Origin of the sequence: Occallatibacter sp., from assembly GCF_049510455.1 — a bacterium.
Taxonomy (GTDB): Bacteria; Acidobacteriota; Terriglobia; order Terriglobales; family Acidobacteriaceae; genus Telmatobacter.
In genome coordinates this window covers 1-24,366 of the sequence record NZ_JBEKYX010000052.1, presented here as the reverse complement: position 1 = coordinate 24,366, position 24,366 = coordinate 1, and the positions used below count along the sequence as shown (strand labels likewise).

Below are 24,366 nucleotides of genomic sequence, written 5' to 3'. Positions count from 1 at the left end.
AATGAGGCTTATGGCAATTGCAACTCTAACAGACCCTCAAGTCGCTCGACGCCGCAAGCGGCAGCACGAGTGGGCAAAGTCTCTAATCGGCGATATTATGGCTCTTCTCATTGGCCTTGGAGCCTGCTATGCGTTCTCGGTAATAGGTGACATCTATATTAGTGAAGTAATTCTCCTTCCGTCTCTTGTGTTGCTGTTGATAGTAAATCCTGATCGCCTGCGTCTTCGCAAGCGGAGGATTGGCATAATCATCGCCCTTATCCTGGTTTGGCTGCTTGGACAGATGATTACCGACGTTTACAGATCGACCCCCTTCAAGGATTGGATAAGGGGGCAGGCAAATATCCTCGTATTTTTGCTGGATTTAATAGGCCTCACGATTCTGCTTAAAGGAAATATGCGGCGCCAGATGATCTTTCTCTTGGGCTTGGCGATAGGAACGGCACTATCTGCCAAATTGCAGCCCGCCCTCGCTCGAGGAGAAGGAGATGCTCTTAAATTCGCGTATTGCTGGGCTATTTTGTATTTCGTCGCTTTTGCCGGCAGCTATTTCTACAGGCGTGGTCAGTATCTGAGTGTTGGATTTCTTATGGTTGGCGACATTGTTTTCAACGCTGTGTTTAATTTCCGTACTATCACACTTACAATGTTTGTTGCGGCTTGTTTGGTCCTGCCTATTATTCCTGAACGAATTGGCATGGTTAGAATTCTTCCTGCGGCTCGGAGTCGATCCAGGGTCCTTGTTATAGTAGGAATTACTTTGATAGCAGGAACTATGGTGGGTAAGATCATGACCACACTTGCTGCTACAGGAGCTCTTGGCGAAGAAGCACAGCAAAAAAATGAAGTGCAGACCACGGCAGGTTGGGGGATTTTGATAGGCGGAAGACCTGAGATTATCGTATCTTCACGTGCTGTGATAGATAGCCCGATCCTCGGACACGGATCCTGGGCCAAGGATCCGAAGTATCAGAGGATGCTTGGCGACATTGAGAATCAATTTGGCATCAAAGTGCCGCTGGATGTGCAGCCGAGATATGAAGGTCTGATTCCAGCCCATTCTCATCTTATGAGCGCATGGGTCGATGCCGGCATAGTAGGGGGCATCTTTTGGATGTATATTTTCGTGTCGGCTGCGAAGTCAATTATCAAAGCCGCAATGTCGCAAAGCCCATTAAAGCCAGCCTACATTTCACTTCTGGTGATAATGCTGTGGGATATTTTGTTTTCTCCATTTGGGGGCACACGTAGATTCATAGAGAGCTTTTTCATTGTGCTTATTTGCGACATTCTCGATCCGGATTCGCCTGGCCGGCAGGTGGTTGCACAGACACTTTCACGCGCACAGGCCCCTCTGCATCTCCGCAATCTCGGAAGGGTTTCCCCGCGCAATTGACACGATTTCTGATGCTTGCGGGTCAAATTGCCGACAGAGCACAAAATACCGGCAGTCGAGCCATATTGCAGCCTGCTTGCGAGCTTCTGCCATTCGAATTCATTACTATTTGTCGCACAGTATCTAGCGAGGGTTAAGTGAAAGTAACTATTACTTCAGGCGGAGGTAAGCTCCACTTTCATGAAACCGTGCGTGCGGTTGCATCGACTGTATCTGAGGTAGATTTCGTCACGGGTTGGGTACCAGGGCCAGGTGTGGATGCTCTGGTTGATAACCTGGGGCGTTTGATTGGTGAACGCGGGTTGGCCAGTCGGATGCGTGCTAGACGCGTCGAAGCGCCAGGTGTGACGGTTCGACCATTGGCATTCGCCGAATTTATAGGACGAGGCCTTATTTATCTGAGCAAAACCAGATTGGTCAAGCCATATATTACTTCCGCATGGGCTTTTCAGGTTATGGGTATGGCAAGTCGCAAATATCTGCACAATGGAGATATCTTCCACGTGCGGAGCGGCGCTGGGCAGGGTGGTGCTATCCGCACCGCACGTAAAAACGGTATGAAGATAATTACGGATCATTCCATTGCGCATCCGGCTTATATGCATGCGGTACTTAGAGAGGAATATGCGCAGGCTGGACTGAAGTACGAGGGAACCCTTCAAAAAGGATTATGGCGTGTCGTGCTCGACGATTGCGAACAAGCGGATCGCCTGCTCGTGAATTCTGATTTTGTCAAGCGCACCTTTGTAGATGAAGGATACCCTTCCGAGAAAATTGATGTGGGTTATCTTGGCGTGGCGCCACGTTACTTTCATCTTAAAGAGCGTTATGATTGCAATGGTCCAATTAACCTATTGTTTACGGGAAACTTTGATCTGCGTAAAGGCGTACGCGTTTTATTAGAGGCAATCCGTAAGGTTCGGCAGGGCGGATTAGATGCTCGTTTGCGTTTGATCGGTAACATAACAAACGGACATATTTGGATAAAAGATTCGGACAAAGAATTTCTAACGCACACGCCCTTTGTTCCGCCCGAGGCAATTCTTCCAGCTCTTTCCGAAGCCGACTTATTTGTCTTTCCAACCTTGATTGAAGGTTGCTCTCGCTCCGCTATGGAAGCCGCCGCAGCAGGATTGCCCGTGATTACTACGGAGAGTTCCGGTTTGCCCCTCGTCGACCGAAAATCAGTTCTCTATGTGCCGCTCAATGATGTGGAACGTCTGGCGGAAACTATTGCAGATGCCGCGAAAGATCAGGCTTTGCGGGAGTCGATCGGCAGAGAGGCCGCTAATACAATTGCCCGATCCTACACCTGGCCCCAATATGGACAACAACTTCAGGGTTTGTATCAGAGGCTTTTGAGTTAATGTCGGAGTTTATAAACGATTCAACCATGCTTATCGCGACGAGTCCTTGTTCTTGAATTCTCTGGTCTTTACTTTAACCGCCGGTACGCCTGCGTAGACTCCCCATGGTTCAAGGTCGCGAGCTGCTACTGAACCAAGCCCGAGAACAGCATATTCTCCAACATTAACACCTGGGCAAACGGATGCACGCGCACATATCCAGGCATAGGATCCAATGGTCATGGAGTAAGCCAGCAGTGGAAATGCGGGGTCGTCGAAATCGTGGGTGGCCCCGCATATATATGCACCCTGGGATACTATGGCATGCGATCCCAAATGGATCGGTGCAGGGTTATAGATTTCAGCAGCATCTCCAGCAGTAACCTGGTCCGCGCATGTCAGGTTCCAGGGAGCCCATACCTTTGACCCAGGATAGAAGTGGCAATTCGGACCCATCTTCGCGCCGAATGTTCTGAGAAGAAAGGATCGCCACGGATGGAGTGGACGCGGCGAAGTTCGATAAAAAAAAAGCCAGCAAAGGTTCCAGATGAGTCTGCGTAGTTTGTTCGCAGTTGAAAACGATGCCCGCCGGTATGGATCGCCGGCAGTGTCTGGAACGATGTGATCTGCCGCGTTGTAATGAAGATGTTTGGCCATTCTGTATCCTGGGTCTCCATGTTTTCCACTAAGATAACTATTCTGGAAGATGCGGAAAGAAAGGTTTTCGCATTGATTTCATGGGCAGTGACGGCTAAGTAACAGCATAACAAAGTGGATCAGCAACCGCAGGCGTAAAGGAAAATGAACCGAACCTATCGCACGTGTCTGAATGCATGGAAGCAGTTCAAAACGCTGCGACTGGCGAGGCGTTTTGTTCCTTGAAGCAGTGAGGCTGAATGTGTTAATCTCCAAGTTAAAGATGCGATTGCGTCTTATCAAAACCAAGCTAATACAATGAGATACGTTCGCACTGGAAAGTGCGAATCTGTCCAAAAAGTTTAGAGAATCTTCTAATTGCCATCATAAAACGAACCGGGAGCCTTGAATGGATGAACAGCAGATATATGCTCGGCTGACAGAAATATTCAGCAGCGTTTTTGATGACGATATTCAAGTAAATCCCGCGCTTTCTGCCAAAGACGTGGACGGTTGGGACAGTCTCTCGCATATCCGGTTGATTCTTACGATTGAAAAAGCATTCAAGATTAAGTTTTCAACCTCAGAAATTGGCAAGTTGGAAAACGTAGGCCAACTTGTTGCGCTGATTAAAGCCCGCGTTTGAGAGTTTATTTCTTATTTTTTAGAGACGTCTGGATTGGTATCGCGAGAGAATGATACCTGCGGCAACTGAGAAGTTCCTGAAAGTGCTGTCCTCAAAAACATTCGACTCGGCTTATATGAGAGTCGGTGTAAGCCTGCCGGGAATCTCCTTCAGGCAGTCATCATTTCTACGGAGACGCGCCGATGAACTCACTATATTCAGAGTTGCAATGGCTTCCACGCGTGGATGAAGGCTTTACAGGAAAGCTCAAGGAAATAGATGGCGCAACAGAGCCCTTGGGTAATCTGCTTCAGGCGCTTGCATTGCCTGCTCTCGACATCAACCAGTTGACTAAATTAGCGAAGGCGCTCGACCGGCTGCGTGCCGGATCTAAATCGCTTAGTCCACTGGTGCCGTTCAAGCTTGCAATCTTGAGCAACTCTACAACCGACATGATTGTGCCTGCACTCGTGGCGTCGGCGTTGAGATATGGAATTGCGCTCGATGTGATTCAGCCTTCTTATGATCAGGTCGCGCAGGAAGCGCTTACGCCGGACTCCAAGGTAAATAGTTCTAAGCCCGATGCAGTGCTTTTCGCGCTTGACTATCGTGCGCTGCCACTGAAGCTCTCTCTCGGAGATCCGGATGCTTCTTCTGCCACGGTGCAGGGAACCATCGGTTATCTGCAGGCGCTGAGCAATGGCATTAAGTCAAATTCGAATGCGCTTTGCATCTTCCAATCCTTTGCCCCTCCGGTAGAAACGCTCTTCGGGAGTCTTGATCGCGCGCTGCCCGGCACGCGTCGGAATCTGGTTGAAAACATCAATCGAGAGCTTGCGGATTATGTCTTGGGTTCTGGGGATGTGCTGTTAGACATTGCAGGAGTTGCAGAAACAGTAGGTCTGGCCGATTGGCATAACCCTCAGTTATGGAATATGGCTAAGTTCGCCTTTTCTGACGAGTTGATTCCACTCTATGCGGATTATGTCGCCCGCACCATCGCATCGATTCGCGGCAAGAGTCGGAAGGTTCTGATTCTCGACCTGGACAACACGGTCTGGGGAGGGGTGATCGGCGATGACGGACTTGAAGGCATCAAGGTAGCGCAGGGCGATGCACAGGGAGAAGCCCATCTTGCGGTCCAACGCATGGCGCTCGATTTGCGCCAGCGCGGAATCGTTCTTGCAGTTTCATCGAAGAATACAGACGAAATAGCACGTCAACCGTTTGAGAAGCATCCAGAAATGCTTCTCAAGCTCGATCATATTGCTGTCTTTCAAGCTAACTGGAATGATAAGGCAACAAACATTCAAGCCATTGCCAACGAGCTTTCACTTGGTCTGGATTCAATGGTGTTTCTGGATGACAACCCGGTCGAGCGTGGTCTCGTGCGTCAGTTGCTGCCACAGGTAGCTGTTCCTGAACTCCCGGAAGAAGCAGCCTTTTACGCTAGAACGCTTGCGGCCGGCGGCTATTTTGAAGCAGTCGCCTTTGCGACAGAAGATTTGAAGCGAGCAGGTTTCTACCAGGACAATGCCAGGCGCGTGACCCTGCAAAAGCAGGCAGGCGGCGTCGATGCCTATCTGGCGTCGCTGGATATGACAATTCAGTTTCAGCCCTTTGACGTGACGGGCAGAGCGCGCATCGTGCAGCTCATCAATAAATCGAATCAGTACAACCTGACTACGCGCCGCTACACCGATCCTGAAGTAGCGCAGGCTGAGGCAGATCCGGAAGTCTTTACGCTTCAGGTACGGCTCACCGATGTTTTTGGCGACAATGGCATGATCAGCGTTTTGATTTGCCGGCCAGGTGAGCCGGAAGTGTGGGAGATCGATACATGGCTGATGAGTTGCCGTGTGCTTGGGCGCAAGGTCGAACACATGGTGCTTCGTGAGATTCTTGAGCACGCTCGCGCTGCTGGCATCAAAAAGCTTCTCGGGGTATATAAGCCTACGGATCGCAACAAGCTCGTCATGGATCACTATTCCAAACTTGGATTCACCAATGTCGCGGAAGAAGAATCCGGGCTGACACGCTGGGAATTGATCGTTGAAGGAGCTGCTCCTGAGCTCGCCCCGATGAAAGTCGTATCGAGCGGCTTCGGGACGGTAAAGGAGACAACGCTGGTATGACGGTTACAGGTCAGGGCTCTGACGGCGCCGCCTCCAATGTCCAGGGAAATCGCAAGCACTCGTCAAGAGATTGGGTTATTCTGCCGTTGATCGGCCTGCTGACGATAAGCGGTCTGACAGTTGCCACAGAACTCGTCGCTCGGGTCATTTATTACAGGGCGCCGGCAAAGGGCAGAAAATGCCTGATATATAAAGATCCGGCAATAGGCATCGGGGTCATTCCCAATACTGTCTGCAGAGGCTCTGACGCAGACCAGGTGATTGAATACCGTTTCAATAGCTGTGGGTTCCGCACAGATCTCTCCTGCACTCAGAAAACACCTGGAACGTACAGGATTGTCATGCTCGGTTCGTCGACTGCGATGGGCCTCGGAGTTGCTCAGGAAAAAACCTTCGCCTCATTGCTGCCCGCAGAACTTTCTCAACTTACAGGGCGCAAGATAGAACTCTATGATGAAGGTCTTACGGAAAACCATCCTGAGTTGATCGCGCGCTGGTTTAACCAGGCACTTGAGCCGAAACCGGATCTCTTGCTTTGGATCGTTACGCCCTATGATGTTCAGGTCAGCGGAGAAGCGCTGGAAGCGGAACCAGAGGCAGGAGCCGACGCAGCATCCAAAGCGCTGTTTATTTTGAAGAACCGTCCCAAGGGCGAATCCTTACTGGATGCAATGCGATCCGTATGGACGAATTATTCGAGAACCGCAGTACTTCTGCGGCACACGCTGTACAAAAGTCAGAGCCAATTTCTCAGGTCCTATTTAGTAGGCGATGCTGTGTCGGGTTATATGAAGACCGAACCCACAGAGTTATGGCAGAAACGCCTGAAACTATTTGATAGTTATGCTGCGAGCATAAGTGCACAGGCAAAAGCTGCCGGCATTCCATTAGTTGTCGTGCAGCTGCCATCACGCGCGCAGGTAATTATGGCTGCTACAGGCGATCAGATGACCGGATACGACCCGTATGCACTGAATCGTGAATTGAAGGCTATTGTGACCAGTCACGGCGCAGTGTATATGGATGGATTGCCCGGATATAGCGGCACCTATGACGTCGATCAGGTTTTTCAGCTTGCGGATGAGCATCCGAATGGCGAAGGCCATAAGCTAATGGCAAATGAATTGTCAGAACTTCTCACGGACGGCACGATTTCCGCGCTTAAGGCTGCACCGGGCGCTCAATCGCCGGAGGCGCAAAAGTAAGTCGCATAGTTATGGATACAGCCTCATTCCAATTCGTGCTTTTTGGTTTGGCAGTAGCGGTCCTGTCGAATTTTAGCCGCTCACGTGTCTGGCGTTCAGTAGTGCTTCTTGTTGCCAGTCTCGTCTTTATCGGCCTCTTAACACATGACCCCGTATCTCTTCTACCGCTGGCTGGCTTTTTGCTGCTGGGCTATGGATGCCTTGTGGCACTGGAGCGCGGATGGTCCAGGCTAATGGCCTGGAGCATTCTTGCAATCATCTTTGCGTATGTGTGGCTCAAGAAGTACACGTTCTTGCCCGAGCAAGGCTTTCTCCACTTTCCATATTTCACGCTCGGCCTCTCTTATATCTTCTTTCGCGTGCTTCACCTTTTGATCGAATCAGGAGACGGCAGCGATAAAAGGCATGTTGGATTAGGCGCATATCTTCTCTACACGCTGAACTTCACAACCTTCGTGTCCGGCCCCATTCAGCGCTACGACGACTTCGCCCGCGACCAGTTCACCAATGAACCCCCTCCGCTCAATGCCGCCATTGTTGGTCTACAACTTGAGCGCCTCGTGCGAGGCTTCTTTAAGGTCAACGTGCTTGCCATGTTTCTGCACGCGTTCCAGCAGGATGCAGTCTTGCAGGTAAGCGAGGCAATGCCGCTCAATCTGAAACTGTTTGCTGCCGTTAGGCTCTTCACACTGTATCCATTATTTCTTTATTGCAATTTTTCAGGCTACATTGATGTCGTCATTGCCATAGCCAGACTGATGCGAATCACTCTTCCGGAAAACTTCAATCGTCCATTCAGCGCTGCCTGCGTGATGGATTTCTGGAACCAATGGCATATAACGCTGTCCTCCTGGTTTAAGTCGTATGTTTATAACCCACTGCTGCTTGCGCTTATGCGTCGCATCTCATCCCGGGCCGCTGAGCCGTTCCTCGGCGTTCTTTGTTTCTTTGTGACATTCTTTCTGGTGGGTATCTGGCACGGGCGTACTTCGGAGTTCGTCGTCTTCGGCCTCTTAACCGGCTTTGGAGTCTCCATCAATAAGCTCTGGCAGATAGGCTTGACTCAAGCCATGGGCCGCAAAGGCTATAAGGGCCTGGCAAAAAATCTTATGTATCGCGCGTTCGGCCGCGGCCTTACTTTCTCCTGGTTTGCATTCACACTTCTCTGCTTCTGGGGAGACTGGCAGCAGGTTCATAGCATTTTTGCCGCGCTTAGTCCGATGCACTGGCTTGGCGTCTGGGCTGCAATATGGCTGTCAGCCACAGTGCTGCTGGCTCTTTGGGAGATTGCGCGCGCGGCTCTGCTGTTACTCAAAACAAGTGATGGACCTGTGCTCACCAGTCGCTATGCTCGGGTCGTATACGCATCGGCGCTGGGTCTGGCCGCTCTGTTCTTCACGGCGTTAATGAGCCAGCCCGCCCCTGGTATTGTCTATAAGGCTTTCTGAGATACTTTCCAGACGGCGGCCTTAAAACCAATTTAACCCAATGTGCAAGTCGTAATTTTTATCCATCGCTATCAGCGAAAGAGGATAGATGTGAAAAGCCTGGCGCAGCGAGTGTTCACTCTCGACGATCAAATACGATTTGCATCCATTTCAGGCGACTCAAACCCAATGCACATGGACGCGTTGCAGGCACGCCGTACTCAGGCCGGTGCGCCTGTTGTTCATGGTATCCATCTGCTCCTCTGGGCGCTGGATGCACTCGCCCATGCACATCTGGACCTGCCCCAGCTTCGCAGCCTGCGTGCTCACTTCAATAAGTTTGTGTACCTGGATGAGCCGGTCGAAATTGTTCTGTCTGAATACAGTCCTAAAGGAGCGCGGCTGCATGTAGCCGTTGACGGAATACCGCGGTCAAAATTCAACATCGCATTCGGCGACGTTGCTGCCGAATGTCCATCCATCTCCAACGCGCTGACACCTCTAATCACAATTCCAAATGCCGCATCCGATCTGAAGTTCGAAGAGATGGCCAGCCTCTCTGGCCGTCTTCCATTCCGCATGCAGCCTGAAGACGCACAGGCATTCTTTCCCTCTGCTACGGAATGGCTGGGAGCGCAACGCATTGCGTCTCTCGCGGCCAGCACATGCCTCGCTGGCATGGTTTGCCCTGGGCTGCATTCCATTTACAGTGAGCTGTCAGTCAAGGCCTGCGGAGAATCCAGCGCGCAAAACTTTCTCGACTTTCATGTTTCTCAGGCAGACGAGCGTTTCCGTTCCATCGAGTTGGAGATCGCAGGAGGCGGGTTTACCGGCACTGCATACTGCACCGCGCGCCTGCCACCAGTAGAGCAGGCCACGATGCAATCGCTTGCAGGCTTGGTTTCTCCGGGAGAATTCGTCGGAAGCACAGCGCTCATTATCGGCGGCTCTCGCGGACTGGGTGAACTGACAGCGAAGTTGATCGCTGCTGGCGGCGGTCATGTTGTGGTCACCTGGAAAAACGGAAAAGATGATGCAGAAAGAGTGGCTCATCAAATTCGATCTGCCGGTGGGGCGTGCGACACGCTTCCTTACGATGCAGGCAAGCCTGCATCGGAGCAACTAACATCGCTTGCCCACATTCCTTCTCACGTATATTACTTTGCCACGCCTTCTATCTTCCGCCCGCAATCCGAGATGTTTATCGCAAATCGTCTCAGAGAATTTGAAGAGATATATGTTCACGGATTCTGGCAGTTGATACGCGCGCTGCGCGCGATGCAACCTGGACTCTCACTCTTCTATCCTTCTTCAATTGCCGTGGAAGAACGCCCGCACGGCATGACGGAATACACAATGGCCAAGGCCGCCGGAGAAGTCTTGTGTGCCGACGTGAATGAGTCAATGGCGCCATTGCACGTAACCACCAGCCGCTTGCCGCGGCTTCTTACGGATCAGACAGCAAGCGTCGCCGCCACAGAAACTGAAAATCTAGTGGATGTCATGCTGCCAATTATCCGTGAAGTCCAGTCCTGGCCGAGGTAATGAAAAGGGCGCACCGTTAGCTCTTGTTTAAATACCCCATTCCTGCCAGCACGCCACGCATGTAGGCAAAGCTGGAGATTACTCCCGGCATCGGATCGTCCGCGTGCACTTCATACTCCAGGTCGACGAATCCCGGATACCGGATCGCGATGAGCGCCTCGAAGATTTCGCGGAAGGGCAGCTTGCCATCTCCCACGGCAACCTGGCTGTCTTTGTCGGTGAAGTTCGTCAGATCCTTCGTGTGCATATTGAACAGACGCGGCCCGGCAGCGTGAATCGCTTCCACCACATCGGTTCCCGCACGCACACAGTGCCCTATATCAATGCAGCATCCCATGCGTGGGTCCATGCCCTTCACGGCTTTCAGCACATCCAGCGGCGAAGGCCACACCTTGTCTTCCGGGCCATGATTGTGGATCGCAATTCGGATGTCATACTCGCGCACAAATTTTTCAATGCGCGGTAGCGTCTCGGACGTTGGGTCTCCCGCTACAATCACGCCAATGCCCGCACGCTTCGCATATTCAAACTGCGCGCGTACATCCGCATCCTCATCCTTCCGGAAATAAATCGCACCCGCTGCATGCAGCTTGATGCCGTTTGCTGCGTAATCTGCAAGCGCAGCAGCTTCTCCCGTTGGATCGATGGGCAGATGATCCTTCACATCTTTCGCATTCAGCTCAGTAACGTTGAGCTGTTTCATAAACACAATCAGCTGCGCTCTGGAAAAGTTGCGAAACGTGTAGCTGGTCAGGCCCAGCTTGATGGGTGAGGGCTTACCAGAGGCGGCCCTTGGCTCGGCCGTCATAGCCTTCGCGCTGGAAACTGCAAAGCTGGCTGCCGTCAGCGCCCCAGCCTGAACAAATCTCCGGCGGCTAAATCCTTGTGTGCTTTTCATATTCTCCCGTTGGGCGCAAAAATCACTTCAGTTGTGGTTCAGGCAAGCAGGGAAGCAGCCTACGTTTCAGATACGCGGCTCCCAGCCGGGCTCGTAGGCGCGGCTCCAGCTCTTCATCGCCTCTGCATCGTGGCGCACCTTGCCGTCTACCGGATCCAGCTCCAGCACGCGGTTCAGCTCCCACGCCACATTCGAAAGCTGCAGCATCGTCACCGCAACATTGCCTTCAGCCACAGGCGAATGCAGCTTTTCTCCTTTGCGAATTGCAGCAATAAAGTTGGCAAAGTGCGCATCCGTCATGGAGTCACGCCCCACCGTATCCGTGGACGAGGTCTGGTCCTTCGCTGCATGGAACTCACCGGTCTTCTTGCCCTTCAGGTCATAGACCTCGTAACCATCGCGGTCCACAATTACACTGCCCGTGGTTCCCATAATTACGGACCCACGGTCGCGGCCGTAAATCCTCATTCCGTTACAACAGGCACCCTCCCAGGTAATCATCTTGCCGGGATAGTTGAAGCTCGTCACAAGCGTGTCGTAGAACTGCCAGTCGTCTTTGAAGTGGTACCGCCCTCCCGATGCGCTGATGCTCTCCGGAAGATCTACGTCCAGCGCCCAGCGGCACACGTCCACCTCGTGCGTGCCGTTGTTCAGAGTTTCGCCCGTCCCCCACGTCCTGAACCAGTGCCAGTTATACGGCTGCACGTTGTCGCGGTATGCCTGGCGAGGCGCCGGTCCCTGCCACAGATCCCAATCAAGCTGTGCCGGGACGGGCGCTTCCTTGCCTACGCCGATCGATTTGCGGACATTTACATACCAGGCACGCGCAAGGTACGTCTTTCCAATCAGGCCGTTGTGAATCTTCTCCACAATCTCAATCGTGTGCGGCGATGAGCGCTGCTGATTGCCCATTTGCGCCACCTTGCCGTATTTCTTCTGTGCCGCCACCAGCAGCACGCCCTCGGCGGGATTATGGCCGCAAGGCTTTTCCACATACACATTCTTGCCGGCCTTCAGGCCCAGAATCGCCATCGGCGCGTGCCAATGGTCCGGTACGGCAATTGTGATGGCGTCCACTTCCTTAAGCGCAAGTATGTTGCGGAAATCGCGCTCCGTCTTCGGTGCCTCGCCCATCTCTCGCGTCGCATCCGCGGCAAATTTCGCCAGGGTATTCGTGTCCACATCGCAGACATACGCAATACGGGCGGCGTCTTTATTCGCCTTCAGCGAAGAAAGATGTGCGCCGGCTCGTCCGTTTAGTCCTATGACTGCAAAATTTAACCGGTCGTTCGCTCCAAGAATCTGACTGTAGCTCCGGGCCGTCGAGCTGACGGCAAGTCCTGCTGCACCTGTTGCAAGGGTATCGAGAAATTCACGCCGGGTAACCAAAATGGTCCTCCTATGTTGTTGTAATTCCAGTTTTGGAGCATCAAGCGACCTGAAGTAGCACCGGAAGCTATCATAATCCTGCCAGCTGCCGAACCTTGCCGTAGGGCTCAATCTTTTTCATGTTGTAAAGTTCCTGGGGGCAATGCTACGATCTGATGCTTTTAAGGGCCCATAATCGGTATCCGGCCTCGCCGGCTGGCAGTAAATTCTGACCGGAAAGTAGTTCTGACGTGTTTGATATTCATTACCATCTTTTGTTTGACATTGACGACGGCCCCAAAACAATTGAAGACTCCATGGCACTCGCAGAGGCATCCATTGCGGAAGGCGTAACGCACATCGTCTGCACTCCTCACTCCAACGACAAATACAAATTCAATCTCGATCTGAACCGCGAGAGAATGGAAATGCTCAACCAGCGCCTGGGCGGACGCATCACGCTCGGTCTCGGCTGTGACTTTCATCTCTCCTACGACAACATCGATAACCTCTACAAGGATCGCTCGCGCTTTACCATCAACGGCAACCAGTATCTTCTGGTGGAATTTCCGGATTTCGGCATCGCAGCGAATATGGCCGCAACTTTTTACGAGATGACGGCCTCGGGCATCACGCCCATCATCACGCATCCGGAGCGCAATCCTACCCTGCAGAAAGATCCGCATCGCATCGCCGAGTGGATTCGTCTCGGCTGTCTGGTGCAGATTACCGGGGCTTCGCTTCTGGGCCGTTTTGGCCAGCGCGCACAGGCAATGTCTCATGAGTTTCTAAAGAAGAACTGGGTTCACATCATCGCCAGCGATGCCCACAGTGCCGAACGGCGCTCACCCTCCATGTCTAGGGCACATCAGGCGCTACAGTCGCAATACGGGCAGCAGACAGCCGATCGGCTCTGCATGGAAAATCCGCGTGCTGTCTATTTCGGCGAGACGCTGGCTGAGCAGCCTGAGCCCGCAGGCGTCTACGACACATACAAGTCAACAAAGCGAGGATTCTTCAGCAGGCTCTTCGGAAAATAGAGCGGCGGCAGGAGAATCTGCTCCTGCCGCCGGTCAAACCTCCACACAAATCAATACTTCACAATCGCCGCAAACGAATCCGCCTTCAGACTTGCGCCTCCCACCAGCGCGCCGTCAATCTCTTCCTGTCCAATCAGCGCAGTCGCGTTCTCCGGCTTCACACTCCCGCCATACAGAATCCGCATATTCGCCGCAATCTCCGCGCCCAGCAGCGTGCCCACCTCTGCGCGAATCATGGCATGAGCCTCCGCCGCCATCTCCGGTGTTGCTGTCTTGCCTGTGCCAATAGCCCACACCGGCTCGTATGCAATCACAACAGGTGCCGCAGCCTCCGTCGTGATCCCCGCAAATGCGCCAGCCAACTGCGTCTTCAGTACGTCAGCCGTTTTGCCCGCCTCGCGTTCTTCCAGCACTTCGCCAACGCACACCACGGGCACAATCCCGTGCTTCAGCGCCGTATGCAGCTTCTTGTTTACAATCTCGTCCGTCTCGCCAAAATACTGCCGCCGCTCGGAGTGCCCAATCAGCGTATGCGTACCGCCAACAGCCTTGAGCTGTAGCGCTGAGGTCTCGCCGGTGTACGCGCCCTCTTCCGCAAAATGAATATTCTGCGCGCCAACGGCCACATTCGATCCCTTCAAAGCTTCGATCACGCCGGGTAACAGCACCGGAGAAGGGAACAGCGCAATCTCATCGCGGTCATGACCGGCAACAAGCGGCAAAAAGGCCTCGACAAACGCCTTGGCCTCAGTTGGCATCTTAAACATCTTCCAATTCGCAGCGATCAGTGCTTTCCGTGGCATGTTTTTCAGAGTTCCTCAGATTCGATTTTAGGCGATGGATTTGCTGCATCAAGTGAAGCAGTAAGGGATTCAATCCCGCGGCCCAGCTGGCCGAATCACAGACAAATCCGACGGCATTTCTCCGCTCAAAAAAGCAGCGCGGTGCGCGGGATCGCCCAGATCCATTCTGAAGTGATACCAGGTCTCGTCCTGAAGAACACCCATGTTCCACGGCCCGGAGACGGAATCGGAAAACTGCCACAGAATGTGGTATCCCTCCTCATTCGTAAAGCCCTCAAGATCGGCCTGAATAATCGCGTCCCCACGCTCCCAGATGGCAGCACGCAGTGCATGGAGCGCATTGCCGCCTTCCTCCGTATCCGCAGCTTGCAGGTGTTGGAATGAGTAAATCGTTTTGACCGAGGCCAGGTAGTCCCTGAGCCACTCAGCACCGCTTTCGGGTTTGGCATCCTCAATATCTTCGAGAAAATCGGCAATCTCATCCTGTCCCACAGAGCCATCAAAGACCGGATTCCGTTCGATCAGCGCTACCTCAGAGCCATCGCTCCCCGAGAGCAAAAGACTCTCCCACTCTTCCTCAACTCCATCTTCCACCGTCAGCTTGTAAGTGGGATGGTGTTCACCAAGCTGCTGTGTCAGCTCCTCCAGCGAGGGGAATTCTTCATCTTTCGATAAGACCCGCGTGTGGTAATCCATTTGCCTTCTCCTGCCTTGTCGCTCGGGAGCATCTTACCGCCATCGCTGAGCAGATGCTGAGCCTGAATAAGAAAACCCCGCGCCGGCAAATCTCCGAACGCGGGGTCTGCGTTGTGCTTCAGCTACTTGTCCGTCAGCGCTTCCACCCCCGGCAGCTCCTTGCCTTCCAGAAACTCCAGGCTCGCACCGCCGCCAGTCGAAATATGCGTGATCTTATCCGCCACACCCGCCTGGTTAATCGCGCTCACGGAGTCGCCGCCGCCAATAATCGAAGTCGCATCGCTGTTCGCAGCCACAGCATAGGCAATCGCATTCGTTCCCACCGCAAATTGCGGAAACTCAAAGACGCCCGCCGGCCCATTCCAAACAATCGTCTTCGCCGTATCCACAACAGTCTCAATCTCGGCAATCGACTTCGGTCCCACGTCCAATCCCTGCCATCCAGCCGGAAAATTCTTGCTCGTATCCCACTCCTGCGTCTTCGCATCCGGAGAAAAGCTGTCAGCCAGAATGTTATCCACCGGCAGCAACAGCTTCACGCCCTTTACCTTGGCCTTCTCCAGCGCTTCCTTAGCCACGCCAATCTTGTCCTCTTCCACAAGCGAGTCGCCAGTCGTAACACCCAGCGCGCGCTGAAAGGTGTAAGCCATGCCGCCCACAATCACCAGCGTGTCCACCTTGTCGAGCAGGTTGTTAATCACGTCGATCTTGCCTGAGATCTTCGATCCGCCAATGATCGCCACAAACGGCTTCTCCGGCGACTCCAGAGCCTTGCCCAGGTACGTGATTTCTTTCTCCATCAGCAACCCAGCAACCGCGGGCTTCAGGAAGTGCGTAATCCCTTCCGTCGAAGCATGCGCGCGATGCGCCGAACCAAAGGCGTCATTCACATACACCTCAGCCAGCGCCGCAAGCTGCTTTGAGAACTCAGGATCATTCGCCTCTTCTTCCGCGTGATAGCGAAGATTTTCAAGCAGCAGCACCTGGCCCGACTCAAGCTGCCGCGCCAGCTCCCCAGCAATCTCGCCCACGCAGTCCGGCGCAAACGCCACATTCACGCCGTAATCAAGCGCCTCATCCAGCAGCTCGCGCAGCCGGTCCACCACCGGGCGCAGAGAGTACTTCGGGTTCGGCTTGCCCTTGGGTCGGCCCAGGTGCGAAGCCAGAATGACCTTCGCATGATGCCGCAGTGCATAAGCAATCGTCGGCAGCGTGGCCACAATGCGCGTGTCATCCGTAATCGCGGAGCCGTCCTCAGTGAGCGGCACATTAAAATCCACGCGGATAAACACATGCTTATTCTTCAAATCAAGATCGCGAATCGAGAGCTTGGACATGGCAGAAACCTCAGAGATCAGATGTCAGGGTTTAGAGATCAGAGATCAGAAAAAAGGATCAGTGATCACGCCAGGGATGTAGCATTGCGGATCCCTGATCTCTGACCACTGATCCCTGTCTTTACAGCCCCTTGCTGGTCAAAAAGCCGATCAGATCAACAACGCGGTTCGAATAACCCCACTCATTGTCATACCAGCTCAGCACCTTCACGCTCTGGCCCACAACCTTGGTCAGCGGCGCGTCCACAATCGAGGACAGCTTATTGCCCTTGAAGTCCGAGCTCACAAGCTCATGCTCTTCATAGCCCAGAATGCCCTTGAGAGCGCCTTCACTCGCGGCCTTGAAGGCGGCGTTCAGCGATTTAGCGTCCGTCGGCTTCTCGGCAATATAGGTGAGATCGACGAGCGAAACATTCGGAGTTGGAACGCGGATCGCAAAGCCGTCCAGCTTGCCGGAAGTCTCAGGAATCACCAGCTTCAGCGCCTTTGCGGCGCCTGTCGAGGTCGGAATCTGCGAGAGCGCTGCGGCGCGTGCGCGGCGCAGGTCCTTGTGCGGAGTGTCCAGAATGACCTGATCGTTCGTATAGCTGTGAATCGTCGTCATGATGCCGGAAACAAGCCCCGTGGTCTCAAGAATGACCTTCACCACAGGCGCCAGGCAGTTCGTCGTGCAGCTCGCATTCGAAATCACATTGTGCTTCGTCGGATCATATTTATCATGGTTCACGCCCAGCACCACGGTAATGTCTTCGTTGGAAGCCGGTGCGGAAATGATGACCTTCTTCACCGTTTCGCCCAGGTGCGCCTTGGCCTTCACTGCATCGGTAAAGAAGCCGGTCGATTCCACCACAATCTGCGCACCGGTCTCAGCCCAGGGCAGCTTCGCGGGATCTCTCTCGGAAAACACCTTGATCTTCTTACCGTCCACCGTGATAAAGTCCTCGCCGGCGGTAATTTCGTGCGGCAGGTTGCCCAGGATGGAGTCGTATTTCAACAGGTGAGCCAGCGTCGCCGGGCTGGTCAAATCGTTGACGGCGACGAATTCAATCTCGGGGTTACCAAGCGCGGCGCGCAAAACGTTGCGGCCAATACGGCCAAAGCCGTTAATGCCAACCTTCACTGCCATGTGCAATATCTCCTCGGGTAGCGCGTTAAGAACGGAATGGATGAAGCAGCTTTGTTCGGCGAGCCCAGTTCGATTTCAGCCCAATTACAGATCGGCTGAATGTGCATCCAGCAGGCAATTCCACCAAACCCTTGATGCTACCATCCGGGGCATTCTCGTCCCAAACGCGGCGCACGGCACAGCCGCAAATTCATGCAACTTAAATCCTTGCCCAGACACAGCCCACCTGAGTGTGGGGCCGTGCGTACCACTCGCAATTTGCAGCGCCCAAGGCAGTTATGGTATCTCCAAAGGTATTGCAGCGGAATCCATGATGCTGTATTCCAATAGTCACCACGTTCGAGTCGACCCTACCCCGGCGGTCCCCAGCGAGCGATTTAGCTCGAAGGGATGAAACCAACAGGGAGCGGCGACCCTTGATAAAGATTCAGCAGCAGGAACACATCCTCTCTGATTCTGCTCGAAATAGGGATTGAAACCCGCATGAGAAGACGTACCAGACGCGCACCCAACCTCTCCGAATCCACCGGCAAGATCGGCCAGGAAGTACCTTCCAATCAACTGGCACCGCTCGTGCCCCATTACCCGGATGAAGCCGCGGATGCTCCGCGCTCCGCCGCTCCTGCCCCATCGCAGCGCCACAGCCAACCCAGCCAATCTCGCCCGCCACAGGATTGGGGATCTCCCGCTCCCGGCCGGCTCGAAGTCGAAACGCAGCCCGAAATTACACCGCTGGCCTCGCCCGAGCCTCTGACCTCGTCCTCGCAGGCACCCAAAGGCTATGTCGTGCTCGCCATCGGCCTGCCTGGCTCCGGAAAGACCACGTGGTTTAACCGCCGCGGCGTCACGCCTCTGTCGAGTGACCTGCTCCGTAACATTCTTTTTGACGATGTAGAAGAGCAGCGCTTCCAGGGCCTCGTCTTTTCCACGCTCCGTTCCATGCTGCGCGCCCGCCTCATCGCAAAAATGCCGTGGAACTACGTTGACGCCACCAACCTTTCCATCCACGAGCGCCGTCAGTGGATCAAGATGGCCAAAAGCTTCGGCTATGAAGTGCAGGCCGTCTTCTTCGACGTTCCCTTCGATGTCTGCCTCGAACGCAACCGCCAGCGCGACCGCTCCGTTAGCGACGACGCCATGCAAAAAATGGCCGACAAGCTAAAACCACCCGCATTCGAAGAAGGCTTCGCCAAAATCACTGTAGTCCGCGTCAAAAACGCAGTCTAAGCTATCGCCTCAAGGGAGGTTTTCGTAAGCACGCCCACAACACCTGCGCCCTACGTCGAACCTTGGCTTAGCGGTAGTTACTCTGAAGTGCCGGCTGTAGGCCGCGCCGTCCTGCACGCACTCGATCTCGCCTTGGACGACATCACCAAATGGACCGCAGGCCTCAGCGACACCGAGGTCCACACAAAGCCGCTCGGCCTTCCATCCGTAGCCTTCCACATGCGTCACATCGCCCGCTCGGTGGATCGCATCCTCACCTACGCCGAAGGCAATCAGCTCACGCCGGAACAATTCGCGCAATTGAAATCCGAGCAGGGAAGCGACGAGTCCGAAACCCTGGCCGCCCTCATCGCCGAAGTCGAAGTCTCCTTCGCGAACGCCGCTGACCGCATTCGCACCCTCGCCACCGCCGATTTCAACACCTTCCGCGGCGTAGGCCGCAAGCAGCTTCCCACCAGCATAGGCGGAGCGCTCATCCACGTCGCCGACCACACCCAGCGCCACGTCGGCCAGGTCGTCACCACCGCCAAGGTACTCAAAGCCCTGCAGTAGCAGTAAATATCCGCAACAATCAGCCCCAAAGCACGGAACCATCCGCGCGCAACCCTCGTATCAGCTGATAATCCAGCATCCGTTCGCCCCCTCGCTGGCTTCCACCAAAGGGGAATCTCATGCAAGATCGCCAGCCAGGCTTTCTGTCTCTCGCCGCAAAGACCGCTGTCTGCCACGCCCTCACGTACTTCATCATGGGCGCGCTCGCCTTCAATTTCCTCCATTACGCCGACTCAATCAGCAAGGCCGACTCAGGCATGAAGCCCGCCACCAGCGCATGGGTGCTCTTCGGACCCGCATTGCAGGTCGTGCGCGGCGTGCTCTTCGCCTCAGTCTTTTGTCCGCTGCGTTCGCTTCTCTTCCATCGCAGAAATGGCTGGCTGCTCATGAGCTGGATTCTTATCGGAATCGGAATCCTTGGCACCTTCGCCGCGCCCGGAGGCTCGCTTGAAGGATTCATCTACACCACGAGTCCCGCAGCCAGGCAGTTCGTCAGCTATCTGGAAGTTGTGCCGCAGGCGCTGTTGCTCTCCGCGCTGCTCTGCTACTGGGTCAACCATCCGGAGAAGAAGTGGCTAAGCTGGGCCCTCACGATTCCATTCCTGATCGGCATCGCCCTACCGCCGCTTTCACTGCTTGTTCCAAAGAAGTAGCTCGCACAAGCGGCCAGCAAACTATTCGTCGCTCACCAGCACATCCACAATGTGCCCCATTTTTTCCCGCTTCGTCTTCAGGTAGCGCTCGAACGTCTCCTCCGGCGCAACCTCAGCCGAAACCCGCTCCACCACCGCAATCCCCGCAGACTCCAGCGCCGCAACCTTGTCAGGATTGTTCGTAATCAGCCGAACCTTATCCACATTCAGCAGCTTCAGCACCGCGCCCGGAAGCTCATACGCCCGGCAATCAGCCTCAAACCCCAGTTGCTCATTGGCCTCAACCGTATCCAGACCCTGGTCCTGCAGCTCGTACGCCTTCAGCTTGGCCATCAGCCCAATTCCACGACCCTCCTGCTGCTCATACAGCAGAATCCCCGTGCCCGCATCCACAATCTTGCTCAGCGCCAGCTCCAGTTGTAGCCGGCAATCGCAGCGCAGCGAGTGAAAAACATCCCCCGTCAGGCACTGCGAATGAATCCTCACCAGCGGCGGTGCGGAATGAATATCGCCCATCACCAGCGCAACCAGCCCTTCTACCTCAGGCAAATCATTCTCGCCACATTTGGCGTTTTCCTTCACGCCCTCAAATCCCAAAATCCGAAAATGTCCCCACCGCGTAGGGAAATCCGCCTCGGCAACCTTCTTCACACTCGTAAACGCCATAATTTTCATTGTAGTTCCGCATATTGGATGTCCCCACCCGCCTCCCAGATACAAGCGATCCAGATACAAGCGATACATTAGGACCAGTGACGAACACCCTCCTGCTCATCACGCTGCTCGTCAAGCTCGGCGTCGCCGCGGCCGTAGCCTCGGCTCTCGCCCGCTCGCGTACCTTCCAGCGGCTTCTCTTCGCAGATCGCCGCCGCCGCAGCCAAACCATCGGGCTGATGGCCTTTTTCCTCATCCCCCTTACCCTCGGCGTCTGGATCCGCGCCACCGTCCCTAACTTCCTCGCCGCCGACATCTCCTTTGAAACCGTCATCCTCCTTGGCCTGCTCCTCGGCCCCGTCGAGGCCATGCTCGGCGGCATCGTCCTCTCCGCGCCCGCCGTCTACCACCATGAATTCCTCACCCTGCCCTTCAACGCCGTCCTCGGCCTCGCCGCCGGCCTCCTCGGCCTCTCCGTCGAAAAAGAAGAAGTCTGGGACTTCACCCCCTTCATCGATCTCAGCCTCTACCGCTGGGTTCGCCGCAATATCCGCCAGCCACGCATCGATCGCCAGATCCTCATGCTCTTCCTCATCGTGCTCTGTGAGATCGCGCATGAGTGGATCGCGCGCATATACCCAAAGCGTCTCTTCGCGCTCAACACCGGCATCTGGGGTTTTCAGATTCTCGTCTGGCTCTGCGCGCCCATGGTCGTAGGAATCGCGCTCAAGGTCTGGAACGCCCTCCGCATCGAGCTCAAGCTGGAAGAGCAAAAGCGTCTCCTTCTTGAAGCCCGCCTCGACGCCCTTCAACGCCAGATCAACCCGCACTTCCTCTTCAACACACTCAACTCCATCGCCTCGCTCGTCCGCATCAAGCCCGAGCTGGCCCGCGAGATGACCGTCAAGCTCGCCAACATCCTCCGCGCGCTGCTCAAAGACCACGACAGCTTCGTCCCGCTCTCAGATGAGCTCAAATTCACCGACGATTATCTCGACATCGAAGTCGTCCGCTTCGGCGCGGAAAAACTCCGCGTCGAAAAAGAGATCGACCCGCGCACGCTCCACGTCCCCGTGCCCAGCATCCTTCTCCAGCCTCTCGTAGAAAACTCCATCAAGCATGGCCTCGAGCCGCGCATCCACGGGGGCATCATCACCATCCGCAGCCGCCTCATAGGAGATCGCATCCTGATTGAAGTCGCCGACGACGGCGTCGGCATCATCGCCGGCGCATCCACATCCGTAAGTCGCAAGGGCGCAGGCATCGGCATGAAAAATGTGCAGGAGCGCCTCGAAGTCCTCTACGGCCCGCAGGCGCGCTTCACCGTAGTCAGCAACCCCGGCCGCGGCACCTTAGTAGCCATAGAAATCCCCGCCGGCACACTGCCCGACTAGCATCTGTGAAGCAAATACAATTGCCATCCTGAGCGATAAATACGATTGTCACTATAAGCGATAAATATGCTTTGTCATCCTGTCGAAGTCGAAGGACCTGCGGTTGTTCTTGCCTTTGCCTTTCGCGACTCCCACCACAACAGCCGGGTGCCCCACCCTCGGCGCGCCTTTGTTTTGGCGCCTAGGGTGGGACGGCACTCCCGTTCGCTCTCCCACCATCAAGCTAATAGCTGATAGCTGTAAGCTAGCGCTTCGCCCCCTCAAGCGCCGCCACCGCATACCCCGTTGCCGCATCACTCATAAACAAGCTCACCGGATTCTCAGCATCACGATTCTTATTCAACGACCAGGCAGGCCACGCTCCAGTCTCAGGATTTTGATTCGAAACCAGCCAATCCAACCCCCGCGCCTTAATCACCCCGCAACTGCAGTTGCAGTGCGTCTCCTCCAGCGCCAGCACCGTCAGCCCCGTGGCATACCCATCCGGCCGAGTCTCAATCGGCGTCCCATCCCGCCGCACCCACGTCCCCAGGTCCGCCATGCTCCATCCGCCGTCCTTGCGCTGCTTCGCCGTCAGCTCCGCAATCAGCTTCTGGCATTGCGCCTTCGTCATCACCTCAGGAAACCACTCATAAGCCCACAACGCCGCCACCTTGTTCTAACCATCCGGAGCCTTGCCAATCGTCACCGCCAGCACCGCCGCCCAGTGATACTCGCTCTCCTTCGACTCCCACGGCGTGTAATCAAAGTTCTGCCACACCCACGCCCCCGCATCCGGCCCGCTTTTGGCCTGCAGAGCCCACGCATGGTCATAAGCCGTCCGCGTCAGCTCGCTCATATGCCGCGTCGGCATGTCGTAGTTCGTCAGAATGATCGCGTTCAGCACACTCTCCGCATTCCGCGACTCAATCTCCTTGCCCTTGCCATACGTCGCGTCATCATAAAAGGGAAGCATCTGGTCCCACGCCTGCACGCGCTTCGTCACATCGGCCAGCATCGCCGTCTCACCCACTGTCATTCCGGCCTCACCCATCGCCCCGCGCAGCATAGGCCGCGCCATCGCCATCGGCGCCTGAGTATGGCAGCTCACGCACTTCGTCCCATGATCGCGATTCGCATGATCCCACCCCTGCCACCAAGTCTCGCGCCCATCCAGAAACCTCGCCGCCGCCTGCGGACTCCAAGTCGAAATCGTTGCCCGGTGCAGGGACGCAGCAGCAAATAGTGCAACAGCGCAGACACTCGCAGCAGCAATCCCAGACGCTTTCCCCATGCAGTTCAAACCTCCAGTAGCTTGTCAGCAGAATAATGCCGAATCCACCGCCAAGCCAGCACGGATTTGCACCACACAGTTATCTGACTTCTTACAAAAGTTCCGAAACTCACCCTTTTGGGGACTGTACGGGAGATCATGAATTACCCTAATGGGCTATAGTTGTCCATGCCCAACAACACATGTGAACACTGCGGCAGCTCACAACTCATCAGCGGTCTCACTGTTTCTGCCTCCGGTGGTGGTGGAGACGTACGTCCCGGCCTCCTCTGCAAAGCGAAAGAGGAAGGCTTTTTCAAAGGAACCGAAAGGGAGAAAAGAGAGACCCTTTTTGCTGACCTGTGCACCTCTTGCGGCACTGTAAAACGTTTATACGTGAAAGACCCGAAACGCGATTGGGTCCTATAGCTTTCCGGTTTCAATCGGACTGCCCGGGCGCGATGGGCGCAAAGGACCCTTTGTGAGACGGCCGTCTCACCCTCCTTAGAGGGCGCCATTTGTGCAGTTTCGTCGGTAGTCTAAAATTGCCTATGTTAATTCGTGACACTGCTGTCGCTATCGTCGTTGGCATGGTTTTGCTGCTTTTGCTGAGTAAATTGATTGGTCGCGTTCAGTTCTCGTTGAGCACTGCTTTTTGGTGCTCTTTCATCGGCCACATCTTTACCAGCATCGTGGGCCTTTTTGTGGGCTGGTTGTTGGCTTATCACCAAGTCATCGGCTTTCTCATTGCCTTGGGCATTGGATGGGTTTTCCAGACCGTCTTATTTCAGATTGCCGTTCGCGCGAAGAGTGGAACACTTCAACAGTGGAGGGCGGCTATTCTCTCTGGCGTCGTTATTCTCGGCGATTTCTTTGTCGCCTCGCCACTCATCGCATTTTGGGATCATTTACATCAGTGATCACAACGCCGGGCGGACTGTCACATGTGGCGTGATCTCAGATTCTACCCTTTGCGAGACGCCCACCATTCAATCCCCGACCACGTTCCCACCTCGCCACCCCACCTGTGCATTTCACCCACCCCAATCCG

Annotated in this window: 22 protein-coding genes; 13 read left to right on the top strand and 9 right to left on the bottom strand. The window is 54.7% G+C overall.

Annotated features, from left to right (window positions below; all coding sequences use genetic code 11):
• Window positions 1-10: 10 nt before the first annotated feature.
• The 7 genes from ABSG47_RS11185 (at window position 11) to ABSG47_RS11155 (ending at window position 10,315) form a co-directional block, all read left to right on the top strand.
• Entirely contained in the window at window positions 11-1,396 is a 1,386-nt protein-coding gene (locus ABSG47_RS11185) for a hypothetical protein (protein ID WP_424169768.1), read from the top strand.
• Between the two features lie 137 nt (window positions 1,397-1,533).
• A complete protein-coding gene (locus ABSG47_RS11180) occupies window positions 1,534-2,763 on the top strand; it encodes a glycosyltransferase family 4 protein (protein ID WP_424169767.1) in 1,230 nt (409 codons plus the stop codon).
• A 1,024-nt stretch (window positions 2,764-3,787) separates the two neighbouring features.
• Window positions 3,788-4,024 (top strand): acyl carrier protein, encoded by a 237-nt coding sequence (locus ABSG47_RS11175; RefSeq protein WP_424169766.1) that lies wholly within the window; start codon window positions 3,788-3,790, stop codon window positions 4,022-4,024.
• A 182-nt stretch (window positions 4,025-4,206) separates the two neighbouring features.
• The gene (locus ABSG47_RS11170; RefSeq protein WP_424169765.1) at window positions 4,207-6,138 is read left to right on the top strand and encodes an HAD-IIIC family phosphatase; all 1,932 of its coding nucleotides are present in this window, start codon (window positions 4,207-4,209) and stop codon (window positions 6,136-6,138) included.
• The gene (locus tag ABSG47_RS11165; RefSeq protein ID WP_424169764.1) at window positions 6,135-7,343 is read left to right on the top strand and encodes an SGNH/GDSL hydrolase family protein; all 1,209 of its coding nucleotides are present in this window, start codon (window positions 6,135-6,137) and stop codon (window positions 7,341-7,343) included. Before ABSG47_RS11170 ends, ABSG47_RS11165 begins: the two co-directional genes overlap by 4 nt.
• Before the next feature lie 101 nt (window positions 7,344-7,444).
• A complete protein-coding gene (locus ABSG47_RS11160; protein WP_424169763.1) occupies window positions 7,445-8,791 on the top strand; it encodes an MBOAT family O-acyltransferase in 1,347 nt (448 codons plus the stop codon).
• Window positions 8,792-8,881: 90 nt separating this feature from the next.
• Window positions 8,882-10,315: an SDR family NAD(P)-dependent oxidoreductase gene (locus ABSG47_RS11155; RefSeq protein ID WP_424169762.1), complete on the top strand. Its 1,434-nt coding sequence runs from the start codon at window positions 8,882-8,884 to the stop codon at window positions 10,313-10,315.
• Between the two features lie 16 nt (window positions 10,316-10,331).
• Here the strand turns inward: ABSG47_RS11155 and ABSG47_RS11150 are convergent, their stop codons facing one another.
• The gene (locus tag ABSG47_RS11150; protein WP_424169761.1) at window positions 10,332-11,213 is read right to left on the bottom strand and encodes a sugar phosphate isomerase/epimerase family protein; all 882 of its coding nucleotides are present in this window, start codon (window positions 11,211-11,213) and stop codon (window positions 10,332-10,334) included.
• Window positions 11,214-11,279: 66 nt separating this feature from the next.
• Window positions 11,280-12,602, bottom strand: a complete 1,323-nt coding sequence (locus tag ABSG47_RS11145) for a Gfo/Idh/MocA family protein (protein ID WP_424169760.1) — start codon at window positions 12,600-12,602, stop codon at window positions 11,280-11,282.
• Between the two features lie 230 nt (window positions 12,603-12,832).
• Between ABSG47_RS11145 and ABSG47_RS11140 the strand changes: the two genes are divergently transcribed.
• Window positions 12,833-13,621 carry a tyrosine-protein phosphatase gene (locus ABSG47_RS11140; protein WP_424169759.1) on the top strand — a complete coding sequence of 263 codons (789 nt, stop codon included), beginning with the start codon at window positions 12,833-12,835 and terminating at the stop codon, window positions 13,619-13,621.
• A gap of 50 nt (window positions 13,622-13,671) precedes the next feature.
• Here the strand turns inward: ABSG47_RS11140 and tpiA are convergent, their stop codons facing one another.
• From tpiA to gap, 4 genes are all read right to left on the bottom strand, one after another.
• Window positions 13,672-14,424 carry a triose-phosphate isomerase gene (gene tpiA / locus ABSG47_RS11135; protein WP_424169758.1) on the bottom strand — a complete coding sequence of 251 codons (753 nt, stop codon included), beginning with the start codon at window positions 14,422-14,424 and terminating at the stop codon, window positions 13,672-13,674.
• Between the two features lie 69 nt (window positions 14,425-14,493).
• Window positions 14,494-15,120 carry a hypothetical protein gene (locus ABSG47_RS11130; RefSeq protein WP_424169757.1) on the bottom strand — a complete coding sequence of 209 codons (627 nt, stop codon included), beginning with the start codon at window positions 15,118-15,120 and terminating at the stop codon, window positions 14,494-14,496.
• A gap of 122 nt (window positions 15,121-15,242) precedes the next feature.
• On the bottom strand, window positions 15,243-16,457 hold the full coding sequence (locus ABSG47_RS11125; protein ID WP_424169756.1) for a phosphoglycerate kinase: 1,215 nt from the start codon (window positions 16,455-16,457) through the stop codon (window positions 15,243-15,245).
• 121 nt (window positions 16,458-16,578) lie between these two features.
• Window positions 16,579-17,583: a type I glyceraldehyde-3-phosphate dehydrogenase gene (gene gap, locus ABSG47_RS11120; RefSeq protein ID WP_424169755.1), complete on the bottom strand. Its 1,005-nt coding sequence runs from the start codon at window positions 17,581-17,583 to the stop codon at window positions 16,579-16,581.
• A 483-nt stretch (window positions 17,584-18,066) separates the two neighbouring features.
• On the opposite strand from gap, the gene ABSG47_RS11115 reads away from it, so the two are divergent.
• The 3 genes from ABSG47_RS11115 to ABSG47_RS11105 all read left to right on the top strand — a co-directional run bounded on the left by ABSG47_RS11115 (window position 18,067) and on the right by ABSG47_RS11105 (window position 20,015).
• Window positions 18,067-18,810, top strand: coding sequence for an AAA family ATPase (locus tag ABSG47_RS11115; protein WP_424169754.1), 744 nt, complete (start codon window positions 18,067-18,069; stop codon window positions 18,808-18,810).
• 87 nt (window positions 18,811-18,897) lie between these two features.
• Window positions 18,898-19,362 (top strand): DinB family protein, encoded by a 465-nt coding sequence (locus ABSG47_RS11110; RefSeq protein WP_424169753.1) that lies wholly within the window; start codon window positions 18,898-18,900, stop codon window positions 19,360-19,362.
• Between the two features lie 119 nt (window positions 19,363-19,481).
• The gene (locus ABSG47_RS11105; protein WP_424169752.1) at window positions 19,482-20,015 is read left to right on the top strand and encodes a hypothetical protein; all 534 of its coding nucleotides are present in this window, start codon (window positions 19,482-19,484) and stop codon (window positions 20,013-20,015) included.
• A 21-nt stretch (window positions 20,016-20,036) separates the two neighbouring features.
• Here the strand turns inward: ABSG47_RS11105 and ribA are convergent, their stop codons facing one another.
• Complete coding sequence (gene ribA, locus ABSG47_RS11100) at window positions 20,037-20,681, bottom strand: GTP cyclohydrolase II (RefSeq protein ID WP_424169751.1); 645 nt, start codon at window positions 20,679-20,681, stop codon at window positions 20,037-20,039.
• Between the two features lie 86 nt (window positions 20,682-20,767).
• Here ribA and ABSG47_RS11095 point away from each other — a divergent pair, with 86 nt between their 5' ends.
• Complete coding sequence (locus ABSG47_RS11095; protein ID WP_424169750.1) at window positions 20,768-22,063, top strand: sensor histidine kinase; 1,296 nt, start codon at window positions 20,768-20,770, stop codon at window positions 22,061-22,063.
• Between the two features lie 244 nt (window positions 22,064-22,307).
• On the opposite strand, the gene ABSG47_RS11090 is transcribed toward ABSG47_RS11095, so the two are convergent.
• The gene (locus ABSG47_RS11090) at window positions 22,308-22,715 is read right to left on the bottom strand and encodes a hypothetical protein (RefSeq protein ID WP_424169749.1); all 408 of its coding nucleotides are present in this window, start codon (window positions 22,713-22,715) and stop codon (window positions 22,308-22,310) included.
• 6 nt (window positions 22,716-22,721) lie between these two features.
• Window positions 22,722-23,336: a hypothetical protein gene (locus tag ABSG47_RS11085; protein WP_424169748.1), complete on the bottom strand. Its 615-nt coding sequence runs from the start codon at window positions 23,334-23,336 to the stop codon at window positions 22,722-22,724.
• A gap of 530 nt (window positions 23,337-23,866) precedes the next feature.
• On the opposite strand from ABSG47_RS11085, the gene ABSG47_RS11080 reads away from it, so the two are divergent.
• A complete protein-coding gene (locus tag ABSG47_RS11080; RefSeq protein WP_424169747.1) occupies window positions 23,867-24,235 on the top strand; it encodes a hypothetical protein in 369 nt (122 codons plus the stop codon).
• Window positions 24,236-24,366: the final 131 nt, after the last annotated feature.